This window comes from Pseudarthrobacter chlorophenolicus (assembly GCF_000962805.1).
GTDB lineage: Bacteria > Actinomycetota > Actinomycetes > Actinomycetales > Micrococcaceae > Arthrobacter > Arthrobacter chlorophenolicus_A.
The window spans coordinates 19989-29568 of the sequence record NZ_JZTW01000028.1 but is presented as its reverse complement, the minus strand read 5'-3'; the positions used below and the strand labels follow the sequence as shown (position 1 = coordinate 29568).

At 68.5% G+C, this 9580-nt stretch carries 6 protein-coding genes; 5 read left to right on the top strand and 1 reads right to left on the bottom strand.

From position 1 onward, the window contains the following. Positions 1-15: 15 nt before the first annotated feature. Positions 16-1275 (bottom strand): glycoside hydrolase family 1 protein, encoded by a 1260-nt coding sequence (locus UC32_RS19220; protein WP_045732777.1) that lies wholly within the window; start codon positions 1273-1275, stop codon positions 16-18. A gap of 217 nt (positions 1276-1492) precedes the next feature. On the opposite strand from UC32_RS19220, the gene UC32_RS19215 reads away from it, so the two are divergent. The 5 genes from UC32_RS19215 to UC32_RS19195 all read left to right on the top strand — a co-directional run bounded on the left by UC32_RS19215 (position 1493) and on the right by UC32_RS19195 (position 9523). Continuing rightward, entirely contained in the window at positions 1493-3046 is a 1554-nt protein-coding gene (locus UC32_RS19215) for an ABC transporter substrate-binding protein (RefSeq protein ID WP_045732776.1), read from the top strand. 63 nt (positions 3047-3109) lie between these two features. Continuing rightward, positions 3110-4051, top strand: coding sequence for an ABC transporter permease (locus UC32_RS19210; protein WP_045732775.1), 942 nt, complete (start codon positions 3110-3112; stop codon positions 4049-4051). Continuing rightward, positions 4048-6159 (top strand): dipeptide/oligopeptide/nickel ABC transporter permease/ATP-binding protein, encoded by a 2112-nt coding sequence (locus UC32_RS19205; protein ID WP_045732774.1) that lies wholly within the window; start codon positions 4048-4050, stop codon positions 6157-6159. Before UC32_RS19210 ends, UC32_RS19205 begins: the two co-directional genes overlap by 4 nt. Next, positions 6156-7163 carry an oligopeptide/dipeptide ABC transporter ATP-binding protein gene (locus UC32_RS19200; RefSeq protein ID WP_045732773.1) on the top strand — a complete coding sequence of 336 codons (1008 nt, stop codon included), beginning with the start codon at positions 6156-6158 and terminating at the stop codon, positions 7161-7163. The genes UC32_RS19205 and UC32_RS19200 overlap by 4 nt, the downstream gene beginning before the upstream one ends. Positions 7164-7231: 68 nt before the next feature. Beyond that, a complete protein-coding gene (locus UC32_RS19195; RefSeq protein ID WP_045732772.1) occupies positions 7232-9523 on the top strand; it encodes an alpha-L-rhamnosidase in 2292 nt (763 codons plus the stop codon). Positions 9524-9580: the final 57 nt, after the last annotated feature.

Here is a 9580-nt window from a genome sequence, read left to right as displayed (position 1 = left end):
TGGGGCGGGGGGTGGCTACGCGGGCTGGGCCACCTGGGATGCGGCCTGCTCCCGGGCGAAGTTGCCCAGCCAGTGCGCGCTCTCCTTGGGGGTGCGCTCCTGGGTGGTGCGGTCGACGGCGATCAGCCCGAACTTGGGCCGGTAGCCGAAGATCCACTCGAAGTTGTCGAAGGCGGTCCACGCGATGTACCCGCCTACTTCGATGCCGTCGGCAATGCAGGACGCGACGCCTTCTACTGCGGTCTGCAGGTAGGCCAGCCGTTGGGTGTCATCTTCCGTGGCCAGGCCATTTTCCGTGACGATCACCGGGATGCCTGCGATCCGTGCTGCCTCGCGGACGGTCGCTTCCAGGCCCTGCGGGTAGATTTCCTCGCCCATCTGGTTGGTTTCCACCCCGTCCGGCGCCGGTGCGTGGCCTTCGGGGCCGTAAACCGTGCGGCCGTACGTCTGGATGCCCACAAAATCGTCGCCCCGGGAAGCTTCGAGGAAGCGCTCATTGACGTCGCGGCGCACCTTGTCCGCAATCGCTTCGCCGCCAGGGATGGACTGGATGTCGGAGTTGGCGAGTGTCCAGCCCACGCGCAGGTCCGGGCGGTGCGCCTTGATCACAGTGGTGGCGGCCTTGTGCGCGGCAAGCTTCACGTCGAACCCGGCCTCAGTGGAGCAGAACTGGAACGGGGCAACGGTGCTCGCATCAACGCCCAGGCGCTGCGCCGCGGCAGCCCACACCGGGACAGAACCGCGGTTTTCGGGGGCCTCCCCGCCGATCCCGAACGACTCCAGCAGCCAGGGCAGGTTGGGCTCGTTCAACGTGCACGCGACGCCGATGAGGTGGCCCAGGTGCGCCATGGCCCTGTCGCAGTACCGGGCAAACAGCTCAGCCGTGCGGGCACCCTCCCAACCACCGGACTCCAGCAGCCACAGGGGTGACGCGAAGTGGTGGAACGTCACCACTGGAGTCAGTCCATGTTCAACGCAGGCCTCCAGCACACGTTTGTAGTGGTCCAATGCGGCCGCGGAGAACTGGCCTTCGGCCGGTTCGATCCGTGCCCACTCCAGGGAGAAGCGGTAGCTGGTGAAGCCCAGCCCGGCAATGAGTGCAATGTCCTCGCGGTAGCGGTGGTAGTGGTCCACGGCGTCCCCGGATGGCTCCGAAAATATGGTCCCGGGAAGCTGCTCCAGGAACCAGGTATCGCTGTTGACGTTGTTGCCTTCCACCTGGTGGCCGGCGGTGGCCACGCCCCAAAGGAAGTCCTGCGGAAACGGTTCAGTCATGTGGTTCCTCTCGTGATGGGGGCCGGCCAGGCGGCGCCCAGGCGTCTCTGCCTGCATCCATCCTGACCGGCCGCGTGACGCCCGCCACAATACCTTTTCAATCAATGACATTCTCATGTCTGGCCCTGACGGCCCCGGCCGATTCTTGAAGAGTGCCGGACACCACCGGCCCCCTTTCTTTCCGTTGCAGTCACCGAAGAATGCGAAGGCGCACCTGATGAAACTCCTGACCACCACCGCCCGCGGCAGCGCTGCCGTCCTGACCGGCGCCCTGCTGATGGGCTCCCTGGCCGCCTGCGGCGGCGGCAGCCAGCAGGCGGCCACCGTGGACAAGTCCACCTTGACCATCGGCGTCGAAAGCGATTCGGCGTCCTTCGGGTACGATCCCATTCGCGTGGCGGACGCCCAGCGCCAGTTCATGGAAGGCCTCTACGACACCCTCCTCGACCTCCAGCCCGACGGAAGCGCCGGCCCCGGACTGGCCACGAAGTTCGAGTACAACGCAGACAGCACAGTCCTCACCCTGACGCTCAAGGACGGCGTCACCTTCACGGACGGTTCCACCCTGGACGCTGCACTGGTCAAGGCGAATTTCGACCGCCGCACCGACACCGCCCTCAGCACCTACTCGGCCATCGCCAAGGGCGGCGCGCAGGAAATCGCCAGCGTCGACGTCGTTGGCCCCACCCAGGTGGCCATCACCTTCGCCAAGCCGCAGCCCGGCTTCGAGAAGAACCTCACCTCAACCATGGGCATGATCGTGGGCAAGACGGGCGTCGCGGACACCGCCAGCCTCGCCACCACGCCCGACGGCTCCGGCCCCTACACCCTTGACCCGTCCACGGTGAAGGGCAACAAGTACGTGATGGTCAAGAACGAGAAGAACGACGACGCCGCGGACTATGCGTACAACAAGATCGTCTTCAACGTCATCATGGACCCGCAGGCCCGCGCCAACGCCTTGGTTTCAGGCCAGGCCGACGTGGCCCAGCTGACCTCGCCCACCGTCGACTTCGCGAAGTCCAAGGGCGTGGGGGTGTCCCGGATCGGCGGCACTGTGCAGACGATGGTCTCGTTCGACAAGACCGGCAAGACCGCCCCGGCGTTCGCCAGCGAAAAGGTCCGCCAGGCCATCCAGTACGCCATCAACCGCCAGGCCCTGGTGGATGCGCTGCACAAGGGTGACATTCCCACCTGGAATGCCCTCCCCAAGGACTCGGCCGGCTTCACCGCGGACCTGGAAAAGACGTTCGCCTACAACCCGGAAAAGGCCAAGAGCCTGCTGGCAGAGGCTGGCTACCCCAACGGCTTCGAGTTCACCATCATCGCCGGCGCCCAGACCCAGACCGACCTGCAGGCCGTCCAGAAGGACCTCGCCGCCGTCGGCATCACCATGAACGTGAAGATGGCCGCCTCCACCGATGAGGCGTTCGCCGCCGTTGCCACCACTCCGCTGGGCTACGCACCGCTCGGCTGGGACAACCCCATCGGCCTGATGTACGGCGCCATCCTCAACGGTTTCACCAACGTCCAGAAGGCCACCGACGATCAGCTGAGCGCTGCCACCGGCGAAGCTGCCGCGGCCAAGGACGACGCCGCCAGGAAGACGGCGCTGACCAAGATGAACACCCGCCTGGTGGAGTCCGGCTGGCTGATCCCGCTGTTCGAATCGCTGTCCAACTGGGGCTACAACACCAAGAAGGTCCAGGAAGTCCAGTTCGCAGGCACCAACGCCTACCCGCTGCTCTCTTCCTACAAGCCCACCAACTGATCCAACCCGCCCGGCGCCTCCTGTCGAAGGAGGCGTCGGGCAAGACTAACGGAGGTCACCCCCATGGCATTGTTCGTTGCCAAGCGCCTGCTCATGGCGCTCGCCACGGTGCTGGTGGTTGCGGTGCTGGCGTTCCTGCTGGTGCACGCGATGCCCGGCAGCCCGGGAGCTGTTTCGCTCGGCGCCGGCGCCTCCCAGGACGCGATCGACCAGCTGAACCAGCAGCTCGGCTGGAACGATCCGCTGTACTCCCAGTTCTTCCGCTGGCTGGGCGACGCGGTCCAGGGAAACCTGGGCGTTTCGCTGATTGACGGCCGTTCCGTCAGCGCCGACCTGGCGGACCGCCTGCCCGTGACGGCGTCCCTGGCCGCCGGAGCCACGGCCCTCAGCGCCATCCTCGGCATCGCCCTCGGCGTCACCGCCGCCGTCCGCGGCGGCCTCCTGGACCGGGCCATCGGCGGGTTCGTGGGACTCCTCGTGGCCCTGCCGGCATTCTGGGTGGGCATCATCCTGGTCTACCTCCTCGCCGTCCAGTCCTCGGTCTTCCCGGCCACCGGCTACGTCCCGTTCGAGGTCTCGCCCCAGGACTGGGCGTTGTCCCTGGCGCTGCCGGTCATCACCCTGGCCGTCGGCGGAGCGGCGTTCATCGCCCGCCAGACCAGGGCCTCCATGCTCGAGGCGCTGCAGCAGGAACACATCCGCACCCTGCGCGCCACGGCCACCCCCACCTGGAAAGTCCTCTACATCCATGCCCTGCGCTACGCCAGCCTGCCGATCGTGGCCGGCATCGCCCTGCAGTTCATCGGCCTGTTCGGCGGTTCCGTGATCGCGGAGCAGCTGTTCGCCATGCCCGGCCTGGGCCAGGCCGTCCAGACCTCCGTCAGCACCCACGATGCCCCCGCAGTCCAGGGCGTGGTGGTGATCGCCACCGTGGTGGTGGTCGCCGTCAACCTGGTGCTGGAGCTCGCCACCAAGTTCCTCGACCCGAAGTTGCGTGCCTCATGATTCCCACAGTTGCCCCGTCTCCCGCGGACGCGGACCAGACAGGAAGTACGACGGCGGCGGGAGCCTCCATGCCACGCTCCGGCAAGGCGGCACTCGCCAGGTTTTCCCGGCACCGGCTGCTCGGCTCACCGGGTGCCGTGGCCGGCCTCCTCTGGCTGGCGGCCCTGGTCATTGCATCCCTGACCGCGCCCCTGTGGCTGCCCTTCAAGACGGAGGACCAGGACTTCACCGCCGTCCTCTCCGGCCCCACCGCCGCCCACTGGCTGGGTACCGACGAACTGGGCCGGGACATCCTCAGCCGCATTTTCGCCGCCGCAGCCGGCACCCTGGGGACCTCGCTGATCACGGTGATTGTCGGCGTCGGGCTGGGCACCCTCCTGGCCATGGCCGCGGCGGGCGCCGAGCGCACCGAAGCCGTCATCAGCAGGATCACGGAAGTCATGATGTCCCTGCCGGGAACCGTGATCATCCTGGCGGTGATCGGCGCGGTGGGAACCAACATCCCGCTCATCATGGCCATTCTGGGCGTCCTGATGTCCGCCGGCATCTACCGGGTCATCCTGGGCCAGGCCAAATCCCTTCAGTCCCAGCTCTACGTTGACGCCGCCAAGGTGGACGGCCTCAGCCCCGTGGGCATCAGCGTCCGGCATGTCCTGCCCGGACTGGCCAACACCATCGTGGTGCAGGCGGCCCTGATTTTCGCCGTCGGCATGCTGATCCAGGCCGGCCTGGCTTTCATCGGATTCGGCCCGCCCCTCCCGCAGCCCAGCTGGGGCGGCATGATCCAGGGTGCCTCGCAGCACGTCTATGACGCCCCGTGGATGATGGTTCCCACCGGTGCCGTCCTGGCGCTGACAGTCCTCTCCGCCAACGCCATCGGCAATGCCCTGGGCAAGGCGCCCAACGCCGCCGCACCGCACCTGCCCTCGGCCGCGGCGCGGAGACAGCGGGCCAAATCCGCTGCCGCGGTCGCCGCCACCCCGGCACCCAACGACGCCGAGGCACAAGAGGCCCCAGGGAGCGGAACCCTCAGCGTCCGCAACCTTTCCGTTGGTGTGGACAGCGCAAGCACAGGCAACGGCGTCGCCCTGGTCACCGGCGTCTCCTTCACCGTCGCCCCGGGCACCGTCCTGGGCCTCGTGGGCGAATCCGGCTGCGGCAAGACCATGACCGCGCTGTCCCTGCTGGGCCTGCTCCCGTCCGGCGTTTCCGTCACCGGCGGGCAGATCCGCTGGAACGGCAGGAACCTCGCCGCCGCAACGGACAAGGACATGGAAGGCATCCGCGGCCGCGACATCGCACTGATCAGCCAGGAACCCATGCGGGCCCTGGATCCCATGTTCACGGTGGGCTACCAGCTGACCGCAGCCATCCGCCGGCTCCGCGGCATGGGCAGGACCGAGGCACGCACGGAGGCCCGGAACCTGCTGGAAAAGGTGGGCATCGTGGACGCCCAGCGCATCCTGAAAACCTATCCGCACCAGATCAGCGGCGGGATGGCCCAGCGCGTGGCCATCGCCCTGGCACTCTCCGGACAGCCCCGGCTGCTGGTGGCGGACGAGCCCACCACGGCCCTGGACGTCACAGTGCAGGCCGAAATCCTCTCCTTGCTCCGCGCCCTGGTCAAGGACACCGGGATGTCCGTGGTGATGGTGACCCACGATCTCGGCGTGGTGGCGGACATCTGCGACCAGGTGGCTGTGATGTACGCCGGCCAGGTGGTGGAAAACGGCAAGACCGCCGCCATCCTGGACAACCCGCGCCACCCCTACACCCTGGCCCTCCTGGCCGCGGACCCGCACGCCAACGACGCGGACAACATGCCCGAACGCCTCGCCACGATTCAAGGCCAGGTGCCCCAGCCCAAGGACTGGCCCACCGGCTGCCGCTTCGCGGCCAGGTGCCAGTTCGCCGGCTCCGCCTGCACGGACCCCGTGCCGCTGCTGGCTTCCGGCACCGGCGGGGGCCTGGTGCGCTGCGTCAAGGCGGACCAGCTGGCGGTCGAAGGCATGGACTGGCTGGCCACCGACGTGCCCGCCGCCCGCCTCCTGCCGGTCAGCACAGCCACCCCCCAGCACACCACCGTCATCGAGAAGGACCTGGCATGAGCACCGCAGTCACGGAACGCACCGATTCCACGCTTCCCCACGGCGGAACTCCCATGCTGGAGGTCAAGGACCTGGTGGTCCGCTACGGCCGGGGTCGGAAGGCAGCCGCCGCGCCGGCCGCCGTCGACCACGTCAGCTTCAGCATCGCCCCCGGCGAAACCGTGGGCCTGGTGGGGGAGTCCGGCTCCGGAAAGTCCACCATCGGCAAGGCGATCCTGGGCCTGCAGAAGGTCTCCGGCGGCTCCATCTCCTACCAGGGCAGGGACATCACCTCAGCCGGAGCCGCCCAGCGCCGGGCCCTTGGCAGCGAACTCCGGGCCGTCTTCCAGGACCCCAACTCCTCCCTGAACCCGCGCAACACCATCGGCACCTCCCTCGCCGAACCGCTGCGGCTCCGAGGCGTCTCCGCCGCCGAGTCGAGAGCCAAAGCTGAAGACATGCTGGAACGGGTCGGGCTGCCGCGGGAGGCCGTGGATCGGTATCCCAGCCAGTTCTCCGGCGGCCAGCGGCAACGCATCTCCGTGGCGCGGGCCCTGATCTGCGACCCCCAGCTGGTGGTCTGCGACGAAGCCGTCAGTGCCCTGGACCTCTCCACGCAGGCGCAGGTGCTCAACCTCCTGGCGGACCTGCGCGACGAACGGGGCCTGAGCTACCTGTTCATCGCCCACGACATTGCCGTGGTGCAGTTCCTGGCACAGCGGGTGGTGGTGCTCTACCGCGGCCAGGTCATGGAAACCGGACCGGCGGCGGCCGTCACGGAAAACCCGAAGCACCCGTTCACCCAGGCCCTCGTGGCCGCCTCACCAGTACCCCGTCCGGCCGAACAGGCCGCCCGGCGCGAGGCCCGGGAGTCGCTCGGCGTCCGCACTGGTGCAGCAGCAGTGCCCGGTCCCGGGGGCTGCCCCTTCCGGCTCCGCTGCCCCCTTGCCACCGAGCTGTGCGCCACCGAACGGCCGGCACTGCGGCGCGTGGGCACGGCAGACGTCGCCTGCCACTACGCCTGACGCCGCCGGCGTTTCCGCTGACCGAACCACCCTTGACCCTGCTTCCACCAGAACGGAACACTCCCTCCATGACTTCAGCTTCCTGGCTCGCCGCCATGATCACGCCCCGGAACGACTTCGACGGCGCCCCGCTGCTCCGCAAGGAGTTCACCCTTGAGGATGGCCACGGCGCCGTGGTGAAGGCGACGCTGCGGGCCACCGCACTGGGCGTCTACGAGGCCTCCATCAACGGCGTCCCTGCAGGCCCGGACGTGCTAAGCCCTGGCTGGAGCTCCTACGAGTGGCGCCTGCGCCACCGCAGCTACGACGTCACCGCGCTCATCCGGCCCACCACCGTGATCGGCATTGAGCTGGGCAACGGCTGGTACCGCGGCCGGCTGGCCTGGCACGGCCTGTCCAACCTGTACGGCAGCGAACTGGGGTTCTTCGGGCAACTCGATATCGAGTTCGAAGACGGCTACGTGCAGACGGTCGCCTCGGACGCGTCCTGGCAGGCAGGCCCATCCGCCACCACCTTCAACGACCTCTACGACGGGCAGACCATCGACGCCCGCAGGCTGCAGCAGGGCTGGGCGGAGCCTGGCTTCCTGCGGGATGGTGCGCCGGGCGCAGAATGGACCGGCGTGAGCGAGGTGGCGTTCGACGCCGGCCGGCTGGCTGAGCCGGTGGGCCCGCCCGTGGTGCGTGCCGGCGTCGTCCGTCCCGTCAATGTGTTCTCCTCGCCGAGCGGCAAGACGCTGGTGGACTTCGGCCAGAACCTGGTGGGCTGGCTGCGTTTCACCGTGCAGGGCGAGGCGGGCCACACCATCACCATCAGGCACGCCGAGGTACTGGAGGGCGGTGAACTCGGCGTGCGGCCGCTGCGCTCTGCAAAGGCCGAGGACACGTTCATCCTCTCCGGCGGCCAGGACTCCTTCGAGCCCACGAAGACGTTCCACGGCTTCCGTTACGCCGAAATCACCGGCTGGCCCGGAACCCTGGCGGCGGAAGACCTCGAAGCCGTGGTGGTCCACTCCGACCTTGAGCGCACCGGCACCTTCGAGTGCTCCAACGACCTCGTCAACCAGCTGCACCGCAACATCGTCTGGGGCCTGCGCGGGAACTTCCTGGACCTGCCCACGGACTGCCCGCAGCGCGACGAGCGGCTCGGCTGGACGGGCGACATCGCCGTCTTCGCGCCCACCGCCGCCTACCTCTACGACGTCAAAGGCTTCCTGCAGGACTGGCTGCTGGACCTCGCCGCGGAGCAGAAGGCGCAGGACGGGCTGGTCCCCATCACCGTGCCGGATGTCCTGAAGTACTGCCCGCAGCCGCCGGAATTCCCCTCGCCCGAGTCCTCCGCGCTGTGGAGCGAAGCGTCAGTCTGGGTGCCGTGGGCGCTCTGGGAGGCCTACGGCGACCTCTCCGTGCTGGAGAACCAGTACGAATCAATGTCCGCGCACATGCGCCGGGTGGAGGGCCTGCTCTCACCTGCAGGGCTGTGGGACTCCGGCTTCCAGTTCGGCGACTGGCTGGATCCCGACGCCGCACCGGACCAGCCGTGGGCGGCAAAGGCGGACACCGCCGTCGTGGCCACCGCCTGCATGTACCGCACCGCGCGCCTCACCGCGCAGGCCGCAGGGCTCCTCGGAAAGCACGACGACGAAGCGCACTTCGAGGCGCTCGCTGACCGGGTGCGGAACGCCTTCGCCGGGCACTACGTTGCGCCCGGCGGCACCATCCGCAGCGACTGCACCACCGTCTACGCCCTGGCCATCGCCTTCGACGTGCTCCAGACCGCGGAGCTGCGGGAGTTCGCCGGGAACCGCCTGGCCGAACTGGTCAGGGACAACGGCTACCGGGTGTCCACCGGCTTCGCGGGAACCCCGTTCATCACGCACGCGCTGACGGACACCGGCCATGTGGACGAGGCGTACCGCCTGCTGCTGGAAGAGGGCTGCCCGTCCTGGCTCTACCCGGTGGCCATGGGCGCCACCACCGTCTGGGAACGCTGGGACTCCATGCTCCCGGACGGCACCATCAACCCGGGCGAAATGACCAGCTTCAACCACTACGCCCTGGGCGCCGTGGCGGACTGGATGCACAAGGCCATCGGCGGCATCCGCCCGCTGGAACCCGGCTATGCCCGCGTGCTGATCCAGCCGCAGCCGGGGGAAGGCATCGACTGGGCCAGGACGTCCCTGAAGACCCCGCACGGCGAGGTCGGAGTGGCGTGGACGTCCGACGGCGGCGAGTTCCGGCTCGAGGCGACCGTCCCGGACGGGGTGGCGGCCGACATCGTACTTCCGGACGGTGCCCGGCGCGGCGTCATTGGTGGGACGCACCGTTTCGAAGCGGAGCTCGGCGTGGTTGTGAAGTAGACGGGATCTCAGTTTGATGTGCGTTGGTAAGCCCGGGTATCTTCGGGCGCCCGGTAC

What these genes read in the sequence shown, in the direction of transcription:
- UC32_RS19195 (WP_045732772.1), top strand. Translation starts at nt 7,232, where the DNA reads ATGACTTCAGCTTCCTGGCTCGCCGCCATGATCACGCCCCGGAACGAC.
- UC32_RS19220 (WP_045732777.1), bottom strand. Translation starts at nt 1,275, where the DNA reads ATGACTGAACCGTTTCCGCAGGACTTCCTTTGGGGCGTGGCCACCGCC.
- UC32_RS19205 (WP_045732774.1), top strand. Translation starts at nt 4,048, where the DNA reads ATGATTCCCACAGTTGCCCCGTCTCCCGCGGACGCGGACCAGACAGGA.
- UC32_RS19200 (WP_045732773.1), top strand. Translation starts at nt 6,156, where the DNA reads ATGAGCACCGCAGTCACGGAACGCACCGATTCCACGCTTCCCCACGGC.
- UC32_RS19210 (WP_045732775.1), top strand. Translation starts at nt 3,110, where the DNA reads ATGGCATTGTTCGTTGCCAAGCGCCTGCTCATGGCGCTCGCCACGGTG.
- UC32_RS19215 (WP_045732776.1), top strand. Translation starts at nt 1,493, where the DNA reads ATGAAACTCCTGACCACCACCGCCCGCGGCAGCGCTGCCGTCCTGACC.